At 67.7% G+C, this 17,490-nt stretch carries 16 protein-coding genes and 1 pseudogene; 7 read left to right on the forward strand and 10 right to left on the reverse strand.

What is annotated here, in order from left to right:
- The first annotated feature begins 13 nt into the window (after positions 1–13).
- Positions 14–748 (forward strand): ABC transporter permease, encoded by a 735-nt coding sequence (locus tag OOK41_RS22405; RefSeq protein ID WP_266266600.1) that lies wholly within the window; start codon positions 14–16, stop codon positions 746–748.
- A gap of 6 nt (positions 749–754) precedes the next feature.
- Positions 755–1,501 (forward strand): ABC transporter permease, encoded by a 747-nt coding sequence (locus OOK41_RS22410; RefSeq protein WP_266266601.1) that lies wholly within the window; start codon positions 755–757, stop codon positions 1,499–1,501.
- A gap of 119 nt (positions 1,502–1,620) precedes the next feature.
- Here the strand turns inward: OOK41_RS22410 and OOK41_RS22415 are convergent.
- From OOK41_RS22415 to OOK41_RS22430, 4 genes and pseudogenes are all read right to left on the reverse strand, one after another.
- Positions 1,621–1,710 (reverse strand): annotated as a pseudogene (locus tag OOK41_RS22415) (IS5/IS1182 family transposase); the annotation flags it as partial.
- 174 nt (positions 1,711–1,884) lie between these two features.
- Complete coding sequence (locus OOK41_RS22420; protein WP_117672922.1) at positions 1,885–2,613, reverse strand: ABC transporter permease; 729 nt, start codon at positions 2,611–2,613, stop codon at positions 1,885–1,887.
- Positions 2,610–3,398 (reverse strand): ABC transporter permease, encoded by a 789-nt coding sequence (locus OOK41_RS22425; RefSeq protein ID WP_266266602.1) that lies wholly within the window; start codon positions 3,396–3,398, stop codon positions 2,610–2,612. The genes OOK41_RS22420 and OOK41_RS22425 overlap by 4 nt, the downstream gene beginning before the upstream one ends.
- Complete coding sequence (locus OOK41_RS22430) at positions 3,395–4,111, reverse strand: ABC transporter ATP-binding protein (RefSeq protein ID WP_117672919.1); 717 nt, start codon at positions 4,109–4,111, stop codon at positions 3,395–3,397. Before OOK41_RS22430 ends, OOK41_RS22425 begins: the two co-directional genes overlap by 4 nt.
- 131 nt (positions 4,112–4,242) lie before the next feature.
- Here OOK41_RS22430 and OOK41_RS22435 point away from each other — a divergent pair, with 131 nt between their 5' ends.
- Both OOK41_RS22435 and OOK41_RS22440 read left to right on the forward strand, forming a co-directional pair.
- Positions 4,243–5,097, forward strand: coding sequence for a sensor histidine kinase (locus OOK41_RS22435; protein ID WP_266266603.1), 855 nt, complete (start codon positions 4,243–4,245; stop codon positions 5,095–5,097).
- Between the two features lie 35 nt (positions 5,098–5,132).
- Positions 5,133–5,771: a response regulator transcription factor gene (locus OOK41_RS22440; RefSeq protein ID WP_256371575.1), complete on the forward strand. Its 639-nt coding sequence runs from the start codon at positions 5,133–5,135 to the stop codon at positions 5,769–5,771.
- 548 nt (positions 5,772–6,319) lie between these two features.
- Here the strand turns inward: OOK41_RS22440 and OOK41_RS22445 are convergent.
- The 3 genes from OOK41_RS22445 to OOK41_RS22455 all read right to left on the reverse strand — a co-directional run bounded on the left by OOK41_RS22445 (position 6,320) and on the right by OOK41_RS22455 (position 9,940).
- Entirely contained in the window at positions 6,320–7,060 is a 741-nt protein-coding gene (locus OOK41_RS22445; protein WP_266266604.1) for a M15 family metallopeptidase, read from the reverse strand.
- Positions 7,061–7,728: 668 nt separating this feature from the next.
- Positions 7,729–8,265 carry a hypothetical protein gene (locus OOK41_RS22450; RefSeq protein WP_266266605.1) on the reverse strand — a complete coding sequence of 179 codons (537 nt, stop codon included), beginning with the start codon at positions 8,263–8,265 and terminating at the stop codon, positions 7,729–7,731.
- A 421-nt stretch (positions 8,266–8,686) separates the two neighbouring features.
- Complete coding sequence (locus OOK41_RS22455) at positions 8,687–9,940, reverse strand: IS701 family transposase (RefSeq protein ID WP_266267818.1); 1,254 nt, start codon at positions 9,938–9,940, stop codon at positions 8,687–8,689.
- 181 nt (positions 9,941–10,121) lie between these two features.
- Between OOK41_RS22455 and OOK41_RS22460 the strand changes: the two genes are divergently transcribed.
- A complete protein-coding gene (locus OOK41_RS22460) occupies positions 10,122–10,523 on the forward strand; it encodes an alcohol dehydrogenase catalytic domain-containing protein (RefSeq protein ID WP_243640213.1) in 402 nt (133 codons plus the stop codon).
- A 160-nt stretch (positions 10,524–10,683) separates the two neighbouring features.
- Positions 10,684–11,241, forward strand: a complete 558-nt coding sequence (locus tag OOK41_RS22465; protein WP_266266606.1) for a zinc-binding dehydrogenase — start codon at positions 10,684–10,686, stop codon at positions 11,239–11,241.
- 549 nt (positions 11,242–11,790) lie between these two features.
- Here OOK41_RS22465 and OOK41_RS22470 read toward each other — a convergent pair.
- On the reverse strand, positions 11,791–12,633 hold the full coding sequence (locus OOK41_RS22470; RefSeq protein ID WP_266263065.1) for a transposase family protein: 843 nt from the start codon (positions 12,631–12,633) through the stop codon (positions 11,791–11,793).
- A 139-nt stretch (positions 12,634–12,772) separates the two neighbouring features.
- Here OOK41_RS22470 and rox point away from each other — a divergent pair, with 139 nt between their 5' ends.
- On the forward strand, positions 12,773–14,155 hold the full coding sequence (rox, locus tag OOK41_RS22475) for a rifampin monooxygenase (protein WP_323136209.1): 1,383 nt from the start codon (positions 12,773–12,775) through the stop codon (positions 14,153–14,155).
- Between the two features lie 888 nt (positions 14,156–15,043).
- Here the strand turns inward: rox and OOK41_RS22480 are convergent.
- Both OOK41_RS22480 and OOK41_RS22485 read right to left on the reverse strand, forming a co-directional pair.
- On the reverse strand, positions 15,044–16,318 hold the full coding sequence (locus tag OOK41_RS22480; RefSeq protein WP_266266607.1) for a multidrug effflux MFS transporter: 1,275 nt from the start codon (positions 16,316–16,318) through the stop codon (positions 15,044–15,046).
- Between the two features lie 93 nt (positions 16,319–16,411).
- Positions 16,412–17,434, reverse strand: coding sequence for a zinc-dependent alcohol dehydrogenase family protein (locus tag OOK41_RS22485; RefSeq protein WP_117672909.1), 1,023 nt, complete (start codon positions 17,432–17,434; stop codon positions 16,412–16,414).
- Positions 17,435–17,490: the final 56 nt, after the last annotated feature.

The following is a 17,490-nucleotide window of genomic DNA, read 5'->3' on the forward strand; positions in this document are numbered from 1 at the left end:
ACGCGCCGTCCTGTTGGAGTTCCGCAAGATGCGGCGCCTGCGTACCTTGCCCATCGTCCTGGTCATGGTCGTCGCGGTCGCCGCGCTCAGCAGCGCCTCGCTGTTCGCCGGCAGCACCCAAACCACCTTCGAAGACCCAGCAGCCCACCCCTGGGCCGGGCTGCTGCTCAGCTACACGCTGATGGCCGCAATGACCTCGCCGATCCTCGCCGCGGTCCTCGCCAGCCGGCAAACCGACATCGAACACGCCGGCACCGGCTGGACGCTTGCCTCCATCGCGGGGTTCACGCCCGGCACCCTGTGCCGGGCCAAGCTGGCCGCGCTCAGCGGCATTCTGCTCGCCGCCGTCCTCATCCAGACACTCCTCGTCGTTGGTGCCGGCATGCTGGCTGGCATCCGCGTCCCACTCGACGCCGGCCCGTGGATCGGCTACACCCTGCTGCTGTTCCTTGTGGACGTCGCGCTCGTCGCCTTGCACATCTGGCTGGCCGCGACCGTGGAGAACCAACTCATCAGCGTCGGGGTCGGCATGCTCGGCGCCTTCCTGGCCGTGTTCACCCTCCTCGCGCCCGGAGCCGCGTTCTGGATCGTCCCGTGGGGCGCCTACGCCCTGATCTCGCACGTCGCCCAGACCGCCGGCGAGGTCGGCTACGTCACCCCGCCCTACCCGTGGATCATCGGGCTCCTCGCCCTCGTCGGCATCACCTTCACCCTGGCCACCCGCCGATTCAACCGACTCGAAAGGTAACCGCACGTGTTCCGCGCCGAACTCATCAAACTCAAGCGATCCAGCACCTGGCTGATCGCGCTCATCCTGCCGCTGCTGGCCGTGACCACCGGAACGGTCAACCTCGCCAACAACACCGACATGCTCGACGCCGGCTGGGCATCCTTCACCTCCCAGGTCGTCCTGTTCTACGGCCTGCTGTTCTACTCCATGGGCATCGGGCTGCTCGCCACGACCGTGTGGCGCATGGAACACCGCGGCACGAACTGGAACCTGTTGCTCACCACCACAAGACAGCCGGTCCGGCTCGTGCTCGCGAAGATCGCCGTTATCGCCGTCCCGGTCGCCTTCATGCAGGCCGTCCTCGTCGTCGCGACCCTCATCTCGGGAGTCTTCGTGCTGCACCTGGATGGAGCAATCCCGTGGCAGTTCGCCCTCGTCGGCGCGCTCGCGGTCATCGCAGCGCTGCCGCTGGTCGCCATCCAGTCCCTGCTGTCGATGCTGCTCAAATCGTTCGCCGCACCCGTCGCGATCTGCCTCGTCGGATGTGTGATCGGGGTCGCCACCGTCACCTCGATCGCGCTGCGCCCCCTCAGCTACGTCCTTCCACAGGCGATCAACACCCGCGCGCTCAACCTCGGTTCGACCGCCATCGCGGAGTCCGGTGGCCTCACCGTGCCCGATGCGCTGCCGATCCTGCTGACCGCGGTCGCTCTTGCGACGATCTTCACGATCGCGAGCGTTGCAGCCCTCCGGGGCATCAAGCTCCGCTAGCTCTCCCGAGCGAGAGTTGCTGACACCTCGAAGCGTTCATGCCGACGCGAGTCCCAGGCGGTGCTGGGATCGTTGGCCCTGCCGGCGAATCGTGCCGCCTCCTCGAAGAACACCGCAGCCGGCAGGTCACGCCGCGGGGACCCGGTCCGCAGCTTCCACAAGATCCCGTTAACGACCTGACGGTGATCGCGCCACCGCCCACGCACCCCGCATGCCGTTGACCTCTGACGACATCACCACCGACACCGACCAGGATCCGCTCGCCCCGGTTGAGTTCCCGACCCGCACGGTCACCATCTCCGGATCGGATGAAACGCGATTGTGGTGACTCCGCGCTCCTGGCTGTGCGGGGATTGCTGTACTGCCGCGCCCTGGAAGTGGTGTTACGGGTCTCGGCGGATGAATCGCGTGGCGCCGGTGGCGGCGATGAGGACGATCCAGGCGAGTGCGACGAGCAGCCCAGTGCCGGCGGTAAGCATCGTGTCGTGCGGGTCGTAGACCTGCGCGGCGGCGCGGTCGGGCAGCCAGCGGGCGTGCTCGGTGAGGCCGGCGAGCAGGGGCGAGAGGATCAGGATTAGCCCGAGCACACTCACGAGAGCCGGGATCAGGTGGCGCACGAGCACGGCGGCGGCGTGGGAGATCAGCCCGATGAGCGTCAGGTAGCAGGTCGTGCCGGCCAGGTGCCAGAGGTCATCAGCCGTCATTTCTCGAAATGCCCCGAGCGAGCGGAGGGTGAGCGCTGCGGCGGCCGTGCTCGCGGCCCCGGTGACGGCGGCGGTGAGCACGAGCGTCAGCGCGGTTGCGGTGATCTTGCCGGCGAGAAGGATGCTGCGGCGTGGGATCGCGGAGAGGGTGACTCGGATCTGGCGGCCGGTGTATTCGTGGGCCATCGGGAGGATGCCGAGAAGGACGAAGCCGACCTGTACGAACGGCACGGAACGGAGCGTGACGGTCGTTGCGGTCGCCTCCACGTGCTGGTCGGCCGCTGCTAAGGCAGCGGCGAGGAGGATGCCGGTGAGGATCGTGCCGAGGGCGGTGAGGGTTGCGGCGGGCAGGGTGCGGAGCTTGTCGAGTTCCGCGGCGATGACGTTTCCGATGCGCACGAGGTTCACGCATCCCGCCGTCGGAGCACGACCGCCGCGATCGTGAGCAGCAGAATCGCCCAGCCGGTCATGACGAGCGCGCCAGGGAGGGCGTCGAGACCGCCTTCGACGGTGTGGAGGCCGCCGAAGAGCCGGCGTCCGGCCATGTCGGGCAGCCAGTGGGCTAGTGGCGTGAGGTTGGTCAGGAGCAGCGAGACTGACACAAGGGAGTTGTTCACGATGAGTACGATGAGCGGGATGATCCCGGAGCGCGTGAGAACGGTGATCGCGAGTGCGATGAGCCCGGTGAGGGCCCAGTAGACGGCGCCACCCAGACAGCGCTCGACTGCATCATCGAGCGGCACGGTCTCCGCACCGGCGGAGCCGATCACGAGCCGGGCGATGCCGACCGTCACCGGCATGGTGATGGCGGCGAGGATTACAACGAGCAGGATCGTCACGGTCGCCTTGGCTGCGAGGACGGTGTGGCGGTGCGGGATCGCGGCGAGGGTGGCGGTGATCTGTCGGCCTCCGCCGACCTCGACGCTGTGTGCCGTGTACTCGCTGCTGAAGATTACGACGCCGATGACGACCGCGCCGACGGTTCCCAGCGGCATCGCGGCGAACGCGGTCTCGAACGGCGAGGTGAACGCTCGGGCCTCCGGGTGCCCGGCGTCGAGCGCGGCGCGGGTGGAGAACGCGTTGATCAGCGTGATCGCGGCCGACCCGAACAGCGCCACGGCGATACCCGCCCAGACCGCGGGGAGAGTGGTGGCCTTGCGCAGCTCGGCAGCGACGGTGTTGAAAGGCCTCATCGTTCTTCCCCCGCGCCAGGGCCGCCGGTGAGCCCGAAGAACGCGTCCTCGAGCGTCGCGTACCCTGCGGTCACGTGGGCAACCGGGCCGGCCGCGACGACCTGCCCGCCGCTGATGACCACAAGGTCGTCGGCGATCGCGGCGACCTCGCTCATCAGGTGGCTGGAGAGCAGGACGGTGCCGCCCGCATCCGTGTGGCCACGCAGCAGCGTGCGTATCCAGCGGATGCCCTCAGGGTCCAGGCCATTCACCGGCTCGTCGAGCACCAGCGCCTCCGGTTCCCCGAGGAGCGCGGCGGCGAGCCCGAGTCGTTGCCCCATGCCGAGGGAGAAGCGGCCGACGCGGGTGCGGGCGGCGCCCGCGAGCCCCACCTGTTCGAGGACGTAACCCACGCGGTGTTTCGGGATGCCGTTGCTGCGGGCGACCCAGCCGAGATGGCCGCGGGCGGTGCGGGAACGGTGCGCGCCAGAGCCGTCGAGCATCGACCCGACCGTGCGCAGCGGGGTGCGCAGACTCGGATACGGACGCCCTCCGATCAGGGCGGAGCCTGCGGTCGGGCGATCCAGGCCGAGCAGGATGCGCAGGGTTGAGGACTTCCCCGCCCCGTTCGGGCCGAGGAACCCCGTCACCCGACCGGGGAGAGCATGGAAACTCACGTCGGAAAGCACGGTGCGGGAGCCGTGGCGTTTGCTGAGGCCGTCGATCTGGATCATGACCCCATGCAAGCCGACACAAACGCGGCAGTCATCGGACCCGAGCCCGGATCTTGCCCCGCCCGCTCGGGCCCGGGTCGCTCAGACCTAGGTCCGATGCCCGCGCAAGGCCTGAAACCTAGACTTGGCATGTGGAAAACGATCGACCGACCTGGCGCTCACGCGTATGGCTCGCGGTCGGCATCGTGATCCTCGGCCTCGCTCTGCTGCTCATGACCATCGGCGTTGACGACTCCACCGCGACATGGAGCGTCGCACTCGTAGCCGCCGGAGTCACCGCCGCGACGGTGGGCTGGGCACTGGCACAAACTAGGGGGCAGCGCCGGCAATACGAAGCGCAGCTGGCGGAGTGGGCGGCGGAACGGGCACGCCAGACCGAACGCCTGCGGATCGCCGGTGACCTGCACGACCTCGTCTCCCACGGCCTCGGACTCATCACCGTTCGCGCCACCACAGCTCGCACCGCAGCCGGATCGGAAGGAGAAGCTGATCGGGCGGAGGCGTTAGCCGACATCGAACGCGTCAGCCGCGAGACCACCACCGAACTGCGCCGTATGCTCACGGTGCTCCGCACTCCCGGCACCGCGCCGCTGCGACCAGCCGACACCCTCGACGACCTCCCCGAGATCGTGCAGGCCGCGAACGCCGCAGGCCTCGACGCGGCACTCGGCATCGACGAACTCGGCGAGGCGTCGCCTGGCGCTCAACTCACCATCTGCGCAGTCGTCCGCGAAGCCCTGAACAACACCCTCCGGCACGTCGGCCCCACCCAGGCACGCATCGACATACACCGCGAGCGGGAAGCGATCGTCGTGAACGTTCAGGACGCCGGACCTGCAGGGCCTTGGCACCCCCATCCCGGCGCCGGTCACGGCCTCGACGGACTACGCGAACGCGTCACCACCCTCGGCGGTGAGCTTCACACCGGAACCGAGGGGCGCGGGTTCACGGTCACCGCCCGCATCCCCGACCGGGAGGGATCGTGATCGCCCAGCCCTCGACACCTCTCATCCGTGTGCTCATCGCGGACGACCAGCCCCTGCTGCGCCGCAGCCTCGCCATCCTCATCAACAGCACCGCAGACCTCACCGTCATCGGTGAGGCGGAAAACGGGAGCGGGGCGGTGGCGCTCGCACGCGAGCTCGCGCCCGACGTGATCCTGATGGACATCCGCATGCCGGAAAGCGACGGCATCGAAGCAACTCGCACCATCACCGCCGACCCCGCCTTTCGCGCCTGCCGGGTGCTTGTGCTCAGCATGTTCGAGCTCGACGAGTACGTCTACGCCGCCCTGCGCGCAGGCGCCAGCGGATTCCTCCTCAAAGACGCTTACCCCGAGCAGCTCATCGACGCGATCCGCCGCACCAAGGCCGGGGAGTCGCTGTTCGCACCCCAGATCCTCACCCGCCTCATCGAGCACTACGTCAGCCGCCCCGCCGCAGTGCCTCGGAGCGGGCTGGGCGCGCTCACCGAGCGGGAGACCGAGGTGCTGGCCCTCGTCGCGCGCGGCCTCTCCAACGACGAAATCGCCGCCGCGCTTACCATCTCGATCAAGACCGTCAAGACCCACATCGGCAACTTGCTCGCGAAGCTGCACGCCCGCGACCGCGCGCAACTCGTCATCACCGCCTACGAGACCGGCCTCGTCCACCCCGGATAGTGCTCAGGCTTCCAGCGCCTCCACCGGTCTGGCCCGGGGGCGAAGCTGGTCACCAGGTAGGCGGAGGTTGCGGCGTTCACCAGCCCCGGTGCCCCAGCCGGCGAGGACGTGCCGCTGCCCCCCACCCGGGGCGCCACGACCAGGCCACGGTCAGCGCCGCGACCAGGGCGGCGCTGCCGGCTGGGCCACCACCCGCGCCCAGGCTAGGTGTGCTGAGGAGACGACAAGGTGGCCGCGGCGTGTACTCCGTCGCGGTGTACCAGGCAGCGATCCTGTGCTCCCAGCGCCCTGAGACGTCGCCGGAATCGGTGGCCCAGCACGTGCTGTCGGGTGTTCGGCGCTGGCGGCGTATCCCGGACGCGACCATCCTTCTGACGGGCGACTTCGAGGAGTGCGCGCGGCGCTTCGCTGACCGCATCGGGCTGCCGCTCCCACCGGCGGACCTGCAGCTGCTCGAACAGATCGACACCCTGTACCGGATGGCGGCAGCCGACGATCCCCGACGGGCCAGGGGCCGGGTGTCAAGCCGGCCCCTGGGTAAACGTGGCTCAGATTCCGCAGTTGGGTGCACTCCACCACTGGCTGCCCTGGTTTGCCACATGGATGTGGTCGTAGTGGCCGGGATAGCCGGGCCCGAGGATTTGCTCGAAGCCGGCATACCTGGCTGCCTGCGCAATCGTGCACAGCGACGGGCTGCCGATGATGTCGGCGGCGGACCCGTATAGGTGGTTGCTGTCGGAGGCACCGCCTTCGCTGCTATTGCAGGAGTAGCTGCGGAACCCGTCGCTGAGGTTGAGCGGCCATCCGCCGAGCTTGTGTCGCAGCGCCTCCAGTTGCCACATTACCCGCAGCGCGTTCTCTCTGGCGGTCGCTGCGGATACCGCACCACCCTCGTAGTTGTATGCTCCGCAATTCTGGCTCGTCTCCGAGTGGCTAAAGTGGAGGGGCGTGCAGTCATCGCTCTGCAGTTCATACAGCTTGTTGTACGTCTGTGGCCCGGCGACCCCGTCAGCGGTCAGGCCGTAGCCGGCCTGGAATCGACTCAGCGCCGCAGTCGTGGCCGGCCCGAATTCGCCGTCGATGGTCAGGTTTTCTCCGTAAGAGACCCAGCCGGCGATGCGTTTCTGCAGTTCGGCGACGTCACCGCCGTTGGCCCCGGAACTCAGCGATCGGGTCCAGGTGTAGCAGGCGTCGGCCGCTGCGGGACCGGCGGTGGCCACGTTGACCGTGAATACGGCAGCGATCATCAACAGTACCGCTGCCAGCGAGGTGGCTTTCCTACCGCGCATATTTCCTCCTTAACTAGTAGCCGGCGGCGAGTAAACATCGCCGCCGTTCGCAAGATATGAGCAGTTCTGCTAAGAACTGATCAGCCCTGCGGTCTGCAGGCTCCGCGCCACGGTGGGCGGACTTGATCCGGTCCGGGATCTTCGGGGCGGCAGTCGAACTCCGGTACGGTTGCCGGAGTGACGTGGGCCCTGCCGTATACGTTGCCAACTCGCGTGCTTGCAGGCCCGGACCAGGCCCGCGAGCAGACCGGCTCGAACGGTTCCACGGTCGATGGCACCGCAGGTGCGGGCCTCGGCACACATCCGCAGTGACGACCGGTTGGTAACGAGTAGCCGGATGGTGGTTTCGAGGGGAGCGTCGTGGTCGTGGTCGAACACGGAAACCGCGACCGCTCCGGCGGCCAGTGCTGACAGGAGGCAAGCCGTCAGCTCGGTCAGCGGGCGTGCCCGGGCGGAACTCCGTGCCCATCGGAGCCTCCTTTCGAACGTCAGCCCATCACGTTCAGAATGGACTGGAAGTCGGACGGGCTCGGGTAGCTGTTGGTCGAGTTGTTGCAGCCGTAGCCCACGATCGTCCCCCTGCTATTCGGAGTGCGATGGCAGGGGACTATTCCCTGCCTACGTCGTTGCGGGGTTGTCGCCTTGTCTGTACTGCTGGGGTTGTCGTGTTAGACGCGGGTGATGCGGATTGGGTCGGCGATCACGTGGCCGGTGCTGCCGGGCCACCGACTGATGCCCACTTTGTTGGTGTCTCCGGCGGTCAGGGTGAAGGTGCCCAGTGAGCGCCATCCACCGCCGTTGGCTGTCTGGTTCACGGTGACCGTCTGGTTGCCGTTGCTGATTACCACGATGTATGGGGTGGCCGCGTCACGGGTGCGCAGTTCGGTGCGGTCCAGTCGGGCACGGCGCACGGCCTCGTCGAGAGTCCGCACCTTCGGGTTGCTGGTCAGGTGCATCACGCCGTACCCGCCGGAGGCGCTGGGCTCGCCGTGGTGACCGTCCAGCCGGGTCTCGGCGTACCCGAGCGCGGCGAGCAGGTCACGCGGCACGTCGGAACGGGCCGCCGCCCGGTCGAAGGCGGCGGCAAGCGACTCCGCGCCCTGCCGCGGCGCGGCCTGGGCCGGCTGGCCTGCCAGGCCGATCATCAGGATCAGCGCGCCGCCGAGCAGTTGGCTCACCCGACGCGAGGGTCTCCGAACAGTCACCGTCACTCCTCGTCGACTACAAAAGGGCGACTGTGATCATGCCGCCCGGGTTGCCGCACCATATAGCGCGACACCCATCTATGTCGAGACCTTGCACGAGACCCTAAGATGACGAAGATTTCCTACACAAATGGCGGACATTGGGACAACTTCCGTGTGCCGCCTGGGGGCGCATCGTCGACCCCCTGCCCCACCCCACGGATCCCCTCGATGAGCCGAGCCTTTCAAAATCGGCCGCTCGACCTGTGGAAGGTCGGCAAGCCTGACGGCAGGAGACGAGATAAGTGGGCCTGACAGCCCTCTCAGCGGGGCGGACGGAGGGAGTCCGATAGATCCGGCCAAGACACGGGAATGCGTCTTCTGGAAACGAGTCGGCGTCGCGGGCGCTGATGCGGAGAGTAAGGAGCCTAGTACTCCAACGTCACTTGATCTTTGGGCTGATGTGGTGAGCGAGTCTGCGCTGGTAGTGGGACCGGCGGGCTCGGGCTTGGGATGTTCGCCGCCAGATCGACCAGTGCAGGGTGTGCGCTGGGAGTAGCGGTATGGCGAGGACGAAGGTGTTGAGGAGTCGGCGGATCTCGGCGACGGTCAGCGCGATGGTCTCGGGCTCGGGGCAGGGCTGTTGCGCGGCGAGGATGGTCAGGACGGCCAGTGCGAGCATGGCGAGGGTGACGAACCGCTGCCAGCCGGTCCAGCCGCGGACCTGGTAGTGGTCCAGGCCGACCTGGCCTTTGCCGGTCTGGAACAGCTCCTCGATGCTCCAGCGGGAGCCGGCCGCCCTGACGAGGGTGTGTAGTGGCGCCGGGCGGGGTGACCAGCACAGGTAGTAGGCCAGCTCTGCGGTGGTGTGGTTGCGGCGGATGAGTAGCCACCGGTGCTCACCGGGTGTGGTGGCGGTGGTGATCCACGCCCATAGGTAGTCGCGGGGGCCTTTCGCTCCAGGCCCGCAGCTGTGCGGCTGCCAGCTGGTGGTGGGGATCCCGTCGGCGAGGTCGTCGACACGGATCAGGGTGCGGCCGTCGTTGACGTGCACGCGTCGGTCGCAGCCGACTGCCAGGACGTAGCCGATCCTGCGATGTTCCAGGTCGGCGCGTAGGCCGGGGTCAGCGCCGTAGACCTCGTCGCCGGTCACCCACCCGACCGGGACGTCGGCGTCCAGTGCGGCGGCGATCATCTGCCGGGCCAGGGCCGGTTTCGTGGCGAACCCGACTTCGTCGGGAACGCCGGCGGCGACGAGACGCTGCGGCTGTTGGCACCAGGTCGTCTGCGGTAGGTAGAGCCTGCGGTCGATCATCGCCCGCCCGTGCCCGGTGACGTAGGCCAGGAACACCCCGACCTGGGCGTTCTCCACCCGGCCGGCGGTGCCGGTGTACTGCCGCTGCACCCCGACCGAACACCCGCCCTTCTTCAGGAACCCGGTCTCGTCGACGACGAGCACCCCGTCGGGGTGGCCGAGCCGCTCGACCAGCCAGGCGCGTACGTCGTCGCGGACGGCGTCGGCGTCCCACACCGCCGTGCGCAGCAGCCGTTGCATCGCCTGCGGATCGGCGTGACCAGCCCGCTCCGCGAGGGACCAGCAGGTTTTGCGTTCCAGACCCGAGAGCAACCCTTCCACGAACTGCCCGGCGGTCGCACGCGGTTCCGCCCGGGCGAACCTGCCGGCGACACGCGCCACCGCCTCGTCCAGGATGACCCGCCACCGGTCGGGGTCTACGCTGTGGCACGCGGCCACCGCATGATCTTCGTTTGTCTTCACAAACCATCGATGATCAACGCGGTGGCCGTCCTCATGCGCACGCCACGCCCAACGCCGAACCAAAATGACGTTGGAGTACTAGGGCCATGGTGGAGTAGTGATGCATGCCGCCGGTGATGGCCGGGTAGAGGAGCGAGAGGACCCGAGGATCATCGAACCCACGGACGCGATCATCCGGGTGACCGCGAGCTGTGTCTGCCGGTCCGATCTGCGGCCGTACCGGGGCATCGAGGCCGTCAACGATCAGGTTATGGGCCACGAGGACGTGGGCGTCGTCGAGGAGATCGGTCCCGAGGTAAAGAACGTCAAGGTCGGCGACTTCGTCATCGGGTCGTTCGTCAACTCCGACAACACATGCGAGATCTGCCGGTCCGGCTACCAGTCCAAGTGTGTGCAGGGCGAATTCGTGTCGGCGACGGTCGCTCTCAGGCCGAGAAGGCCCGTATTCCGCCGGCGGATGGCACCCTGGTTCCCACGCCGGGGCAGCCGGATCCGGAGCTGATCCCGTCGTTGCTGGCCGCGTCCGACGTGCTCGGCACTGGCTGGTTCGGTGCCGTCGCCGCCGAGGCCAGCCCTGGCAAGACCGTCGGTCGTCGTCGGTGACGGAGCGGTTGGCCTGATGGCCGTCCTCGCCGCCAAGCAGCTGGGCGCGGAGCGGATCCATGGCGATGTCCCGCCACCCCCAGCGGCAGGAGCTGGCTCGGTTCTACGGCGCGACCAACCTCGTGGAGGAGCGCGGCGACGAGGGCGTGGCGAAAATCAAGGAGCTCACGAACGAACTGGGTGCGCACAACGTGATCGAGGCGGTCGGCACGCAGGAGTCGATGACGCAGGCCATCCGGTCCACCCGACCCGGCGGGCACCTCGGCTTCGTCGGCGTCACCCACGATGTCGAGCACCCTGCCACTCGACCAGGCCGCGGAGGGCTACAAGGCGATGGACGAACGCCGCGCCATCAAGGTGCTCCTCACCGTCCGACCCGGCTCCCCACGCAACTCCCCGCCCACCTGCGCACCCGGCAGCGGGGCGGGCAGACGCGTTCGCTCAACCCGGCAGGAATCGCGGTGGCTTGCCACGAGTCCGCGCCGATGGTGTTCCTCATCCGCGCCGCCCGCTACCTCGACACCCCGAACCTGGGCAGCTCCTGCGCCGGCACCACCCGCTCTTCCGATGGGCCGGAACAGACGACCTGCCCAGCTGGCGCTGGCAAACCGCAGTGAGCACGACCGGAGCATCTATGCCACGCTCCGCGCCGGAGACATCCCCGCCACTGGCCCGCTCATCTGAAAAGCTGACCCGGAAGAAGCCAACCGAAACGAAGAGGAAGGAACAGCCATGGCCTGGTGGTGGCAAACCCTGATCAGCATCGCCGCCGCACGGGCACGTTTGGAGTCGTGATCACATGGCTGGGAAAGGACTGGACGGGATGATGCTCGGGCTTGTAGCTTGCAGCTGACCGTGACACCGCCCGAGGAGGTGAGACCCATGAACGCTGTATCGATGTGGGTGCTCCCCCTTCCCGTCACGGTCGGGCGATTGACGTAGGTGTCGCCGGGAGCGCCTCGCCAACAAGGGCACTCCCGAAAGGCAACACCTATGCACTCTCTGCAATTCACCGCCGAGCCGTCGTCGACCGATACGGTCGAGCGCGACTCCACCGTGGTCGACGTCCCCGGACTCCCATCGCCGGCCTCCGGCACCGCTCGCGCGCCCCTCATGTTCGACGTGATCATTGCCGGGTGCGGGCCGACTGGTGCAGTGAGGTGATCTCAGCAAGAATCCGGTAGGTATCGGTGTTCGAAGTGGGTGAGGTGGAGCGCGGCTCGGACCACGTCGCCAAGGTTTCGAGGGCTGGTGGTGCTGTGTCGCAACGTGCGCCATCGGCCGGTCAGAATGGCGAAGCCGCGTTCTCCGTGGCATCGCATGGATCGAAGTGCGGTGTTGTAGGTGCGGTTGTCGACGGCGAGGCGGCGGCCGTCGGCGGGTTGCTTGTACGGGGTGTGGATGCCCTGGCCAGCGCCTTCGTAGCCGGAGTCGGCCAGGGACGGTAGCCGCAACACGGAGGCTGCCCAGTAGAGGGCGCCGGTGACATCCAGACGTTGGGCGCAGGTCAGGTCGTGCAGATGTCCGGGCAGCGCATCAGAGGTCCAGATCGGTAGCCCGTCTGGGCGCATGACCGCTTGGACGTTCGCGCCGAAGCTACGGTGTTTCCCGGAGTACCAGGCGTCGATGGTGTCGCCTTTCACGCTCACGGTGGTCTCAGCGAGGCGGTCGGTGTCGAACAGCTTCCCGTCGAGGATCACGTGCGACCAGCCGTCGGCGGCTACCCGCGCCAAGGCGTCGTGCAGGGTGGGCGCCTGTGCTGCCAGGACCCGCACGGCCTCGGCGACGTACCGGTAGGCGGTCGCCCTCGACACGCCGAACCCCGCCCCGAGGGTCGTCTTGTCCTCACCCTTGCGGAACCACACCAGGACCAGGATCGCCTGGTAAAAGCACGTCAACGCACGGGTTCCCGGTCGGGTGCCCAGCACTCGTCGCTCGGCATGAAGCAGCCGCGCCACGTGCCGCACGAGTTCCCTGGGCACGTCGAGCCTGGCAGAATAGGCGATCACGTGGAGCCCTCTCGAAGGCTGGATTCTGTCGCAAGAATCTGTCTATCGATGGCTCCACGTCCGCTTCCAGCACCGTCAGGTATGGGCGTTATCTCCGTGTCATCCCATCCGACCGTCGAACCTTGCTGAGATCACCTCAGTGCTGGCCGCCGAACTGCGGCTGCACGATGTGCGGGTACTCGTCCTGGAGAAGGAAACCGAGCCCGTGTCGTTCGTCCGCATAGTCGGTCTGCATATTCGCAGTATCGAGGTGATGGCAATGCGCGGGCTGCTGGAGCGCATTCTCGAACGCGGAAGACAGCGTCCGGCCGGCGGCTTCTTCGCCGCCATCAACAAGCCCGCGCCCGAGGGCCTGGATTCCGCGCACGCCTATCTGCTGGGCATCCCACAGCCGGTCATCGTTCACCTGCTCGAAGAGCATGCGATCGAACTGGGTGCGCAGGTCCGGCGCGGTTGTGCGGTGGCCGATTTCGAGCAGGACGACGAGGGTGTGACCGTCGAGCTGGCCGACGGGGAACAGCTGCGCTCGCACTATCTCGTCGGCTGTGACGGCGGGCGCAGTACGGTGCGCAAACTGCTCGGCGTCGGCTTCCCCGGCGTGCCCTCGCGGACCGAGACGCTGATGGGCGAGATGGAAGTGGGTGTGCCGCAGGAGGAGATCGCCGCCAAGGTGACCGAAATCGGCGAGACCAATAAGCGATTCAGCCTCAGGCCCTTCGGCGAAGGGGTCTATCAGGTCATAGTTCCCGTCGCGGGGGTCAGCGATCGTGCGGAACCGCCCACCCTTGAGGATTTCAAACAACAGTTGCGCACCGTCGCCGGAACCGATTTCGGCGTGCACTCCCCTCGCTGGTTGTCACGTTTCGGAGATGCCACCCGGCTAGCCGAACGTTATCGGGTCGGGCGGGTGCTGCTGGCCGGCGATGCGGCACACATCCATCCACCCATCGGCGGACAGGGTCTCAACCTGGGCGTTCAGGACGCATTCAACCTCGGCTGGAAGCTGGCCGCACAGATCCGCGGCTGGGCGCCGGAAACACTGCTGGACACCTACCAGGCCGAACGCCATCCGGTCGCCGAGGACGTGCTGGACAACACCCGCGCCCAGATGGAACTGTCGTCCACCGAACCGGGCCCGCAGGCCGTGCGCAGGCTGCTCACCGAACTGATGGACTTCGACGAGGTGAACCGCTATCTGATCGAGAAGATAACCGCGATCGGCGTCCGCTACGACTTCGGCGCAGGCCCCGACCTGCTCGGCCGCCGCCTGCGCGACATCGACGTGAAACAGGGCCACCTCTACGGTCTGCTGCATCGCGGCCGTGGCCTGCTGCTGGACCGCACCGAACGCCTGACCGTCGGCGGCTGGTCGGACCGAGTCGATTACCTCGCGGATCCCACTGCGGTACTGGATGTTCCGTGCGTCCTGCTACGCCCCGACGGCCACGTCGCCTGGATCGGCGACGATCAGCAGGACCTGGACGACCACCTTTCCCGCTGGTTCGGCAAGCCCGCCAACTAATTTCGCCTGAGCAACCGAAAAATGAATGCGAACACGCCTGGCTTGGGTCGAGACCATGACAGGGACGGGTTCGTGTGGTCATCCCGCAGATACGTGGCGAGATAGCGAGCGAATCTGCGGCGCTGTCGGCCAGAATCTGGGAGTGTGTCGGACATCCACCGCCCGCTGGCATGGCGGAAAATGGCCATGCCAGCGGGCGGTAGCCGGTCGTGCTGTCCAGGTCTCGGCCAGGGCCCCGGCGAGCGCTGAGCGTCCGCGATCCTCGATGAGAGCGCCGATCCCGGCACTGGATCACATTCGCCGAGACGTATATCGACGTGCTCCTTCTCATCGAATCTGATCCACCGCAGCTCAGCGCCACCCAGCACGGATCAGATTGGGTGAGAGCTCACACCGGATACCGCCGGCACGCCCGGGGACTGGGCCGGACGGGGGAATGCCCGTCGGACAAGCAGCCACCAAGCAGCCACACGTCCACAAGAGACGGGAAGCGACGAGCCTGACCGGCGTTTCCGCACGTCAGAATGCGCCGGTCATGACCGATCCAGTCACGACGGGACGCCGCGCGGCCGCGCACGCCCTGCGAGCTGAAGGGCTGTCGATCAGCGCGACCGCCCGCCGGCTCGACATGAACGTCAGAACAGCCCGCAAGTAGGCCCACGCCGCCCACCGCCGACGACTTGATCGGCCCGAACGCCAGCAGCCGACCCAGCGTTCTCGCCCCGTTCCACCCCTACCTGCGGCAACGCCTCGCCGACGGCGTCCACCAGACAGCCTGCGCTACCAGGGCAGCCTGCGCGTGCTGCGGGACTGGCTCACCACCGCCCGTACCGGCCCACGCGTACGGACGTTCCGGTGCCCTCCGCCCGGCGGATCACCGCCTGGAGGTCACCGAGCAGTTCTGACCGGCCCGCACACGCCGATCATGCTGGAAGGTCCGTCGGCGGCGGCGAGGTGGGGTCCGCTACTGGCCTCGTCGCCGGGGAGGACGACGTAGGTGATGGCGGCGAGGGCGGCTGACAGGACGGTGACAAGTCCCAGCGGTGTGGCGTTGCCGGCGCCGCCGAGGCCGACCAGCGGTGCGGCGATGCCGCCGAGCCCGAAGCGGGCGAGTCCGAGCACGGATGACGCGGTGCCGGCCAGTTCCCGGTAATTGGCCAGGGCGAGTGAGGTCGTCGGCGGTGAGGTGACGGCGACACCGGAGGCCAGGACGAACAGCGAGGCGAGGACGACCGGCAGCGGCAGAGCAAACAGGCCGGTGGCCAGCAGACCGAGGGAGCCCGCCGCACACATCGCGATGCCGATGCCGAGGGTCCCGCGCTCCGACCAGCGCTCAGCGGTGCGACCAGCGATGTAGCCGAAGACCATGAAGCCGGCAGAGTTGGCACCGAACGCGATCGAGTACCCCTGGGGTGAGAGGCCGTAGACGCCCTGGAGGATGTAGGTCGCGCCGCTGAGGTAGGCGAAGAGTGCAGCGTGGGTGAGCCCGCAAATCAGCACCGCACCGAGGAAGAGGCGGTCGGACAGGAGCTTGCGGAAGTCCCGTCGGGTCTGCTTCGTCCCGCCACTGATGCGCTGATCGGCAGGCAGGGTCTCGCGGAAGATGACGAGGGATGCCAGGAGCAGGACTACGCCAATCCCGGCGAGGAAGAGAAACAGTCCGCGCCAGTCCGTAAAGCGGGCGAGTTGCCCGCCGATGACAGGTCCGACGATCGCGGCGAGGCCACCGAGCACCGTGAGGCGGCCGTAATAGCGGATGAGTGCGCCGCCCTCGTACACGTCTCGGCCGGCGGCTTGGGCGATGACGATGCCAACGGCCCCGGCGAGTCCCTGCGCGAAACGAGCGAGGACGAGTGTTTCGATCGTGGGGCTGATCGCGCACAGGGCCGAAGCAGCAACGTACGCGATGATCCCGATGAGCAGGGGAATCCGGCGCCCGAAGCGATCGGAGAGCGGGCCCGCGATCAGTTGCCCGACCGCGAGGCCGACGAGGCAGGCGGTCAAGGTGAACTGCGCCGCGGAGGTAGCTGCGCCGAGGTCGGTGGTGAGCGCTGGGAGAACGGGGAGGTAGAGGTCCATCGAGACGGGCCCGAACACCGTCAGCAGCATCAGCAGCGTCGCGAGTGCGGGACCGACGCGACGGCCGGAGCGAGTGTCTGTCATCTGTGGGCTTTCTTGCGGTCGGGCAGGATGCCCGAAGAGAACAGGGTGAGGGCCCCTGGGAATCACGCCAGGGGCCCCTTCCGAGCGGGTGATTCAGAAGGTGAGCAGCACCTTGGTGGCGTGGCGTTCGTCCATCGCCTTGTATCCCTCGGCCGCCTGGTCGAGCGGGAGAGTGAGGTCGAAGACCTGGCCGGGGTCGATCTGGTCGGTCATGATCAGGTCGATCAGCTCGGGCAGGAACCGGCGCACGGGCGCGGGGCCGCCGAGCAGGCTCACGGTGGCGAAGAACAGCTCCAGGCCGTTCAGCTCGACCCCGTGGGAGACGCCGACGTATCCGACGTGCCCGCCGGGCCGGGTGGCACCGATGGCCTGCAACATAGATTCCTGAGTGCCGACGGCCTCGATGGTCGAGTGCGCGCCGTAGCCGCCGGTGAGATCCTTGATCTTCGCCACGCCCTCGTCGCCGCGCTCTTCGACGATGTCGGTGGCACCGAAGGCGCGAGCGAGCGCCTGCCGGTCGGTGTGGCGAGACATCGCGATGATCCGCTCCGCGCCGAGCCGCTTGGCGGCGAGGATGCCGAGCAGGCCAACGGCGCCGTCGCCGACGACGGCGACGGTCTTGCCCGGTCCGGCCTCGGCGGCGACGGCGGCGAACCAGCCCGTACCGAGCACGTCCGAGGCGGCCAGAAGGCTGCGGGCCTGTTCCGGTGTCGGCTCGCCGGGAACTTTGACGAGAGTGCCGTCGGCGAGCGGGATGCGGGCGTATTCGGCTTGGGTGCCGATGGCACCCATCATTACCTGGTGGACGCAGCGGGACTGGTAGCCGGCCTGACAGATTTCGCAGGTGTTATCAGAAGCGACGAACGAACCGACGACGAAGTCGCCGACTTTGATGTCGAGGACCTGGTCGCCGATCTCCTCGACGACGCCGATATACTCGTGGCCCATCTGGATACGGCCGTTCAGCTCCTCGAGACCGCGGTAGGGCCACAGGTCGGAGCCGCAGATGCAGGTGGCCGTGACGCGGATGATCGCGTCGGTCGGCTCAATGATGGTGGGGTTCTCGACGTCCTCGACCCGGACGTCTCTGGGGGCGTGCATGACGACAGCGCGCACGGGTTCTCTGCTCCTCATTCTTCGATCACGTGTTCCGTGCCAACGACACCAGGTTT

It is taken from the genome of Micromonospora sp. NBC_01655 (assembly GCF_026339755.1).
Taxonomy (GTDB): domain Bacteria; phylum Actinomycetota; class Actinomycetes; order Mycobacteriales; family Micromonosporaceae; genus Micromonospora.